The 1,075-nt window shown below is 38.3% G+C and carries 2 protein-coding genes; both read right to left on the bottom strand.

Translation table 11 applies throughout. The annotated features are described in order from the left end of the window. Positions 1 to 590, bottom strand: a 590-nt coding sequence (locus NZ848_RS21480; RefSeq protein WP_259017224.1) for a DDE-type integrase/transposase/recombinase, incomplete at its 3' end; no start/stop codon positions are given. A 14-nt stretch (positions 591 to 604) separates the two neighbouring features. After that, positions 605 to 1,033 (bottom strand): helix-turn-helix domain-containing protein, encoded by a 429-nt coding sequence (locus tag NZ848_RS21475; RefSeq protein WP_253534625.1) that lies wholly within the window; start codon positions 1,031 to 1,033, stop codon positions 605 to 607. Positions 1,034 to 1,075 lie beyond the last annotated feature (42 nt).

Raw genomic sequence — 1,075 nt, 5'->3', positions numbered from 1 at the left:
GTCATGCTACACTTTAGGCTGTACTTCTTTAATAAGTATTGATATTCATCCGAACAATATTGTATCCCCCTGTCTGAGTGGTGTATCAATGCATCAGCCTTAAACATCCTGTTCCTATGAGCCATTTTTAAAGCATTAATACAGCCTTGTGTACTTAGGGAGTCAGACACATCATATCCCATTATCTTTTTAGAATAGGCATCTGTTATTAAGCTTAAATAACAAGGCTTATCACGTTTGCCGATGTATGTAATGTCGGATACCCACACCTGCTCCGGTTTAGTAATATCAAGTTCTTTTATCAGGTTAGGGTGCTTCCTAAAGCGATGGTGTGACCATGTAGTAACATGATAACTCCTTTTTGGTTTTATCAATAAATGATTCGCTTTTAGGATATTGAAGAACTTATCCCTGCCTACTTTTAACGCTCTAAGCTTATTATTAAGTATGTAATACAGTTTTCGTGTACCAAGCCTGGGCTGGATTATACGTTGCTCCCTCACAAGTGCCACAACCTGTTCTGCCAAGGTTCTCCTGAGCTTGGTGCGCTTAATGCTCCGATAATAAACCTGCCTGTTTATCCCGAACAAACCACAGCTAAAGCTTATGCTTTCCTGCCTTTTTTCACTAAAGGACTGGATTGTCCGGGGGGTAAGTTTTTTCGGATATCAATATTATATTCTTTTTCGGCAAGGTCTATCATCATATCGAAAATAATGGCCTTAGAATCAGAAATATGATTCTGATTCTCAAGCTGAGCTTTCTGCTTTTCCAAAAGTTTCACTTTGGCTTCAAGCTCCATAATGCGTTGTTCAGGTGTCTTTGGCATATTTGATGGCGTTTGATTCTCCCAATCAAAGTTACCATATTTTCGAAGCCAATTTATAACACTCTTTCTGCATTGTATGCCATATTGTTTGGTAGCCTCGCTAGCTGTAATTTTACCCCGCTCAATTTCCTGAACTATCTGTAACTTAAAAGATAATGAATAGTCTTTTTGGGTACGTTTGACATAACTGTTTTGTCCTTCCATTTTTGATACTTTTTTTGTGTATCGCTATTTCAGGACGGGACA

The organism is Emticicia fluvialis (assembly GCF_024793945.1).
In the GTDB taxonomy this organism is placed as follows: Bacteria; Bacteroidota; Bacteroidia; order Cytophagales; family Spirosomataceae; genus Emticicia; species Emticicia fluvialis.
Note: the sequence above shows the minus strand (reverse complement) of the source record. Positions and strands in the feature narration are given on the sequence as shown.

Coding starts and splice junctions, on each gene's coding strand:
- NZ848_RS21475 (WP_253534625.1), bottom strand. CDS start 1,033: ATGGAAGGACAAAACAGTTATGTCAAACGTACCCAAAAAGACTATTCA.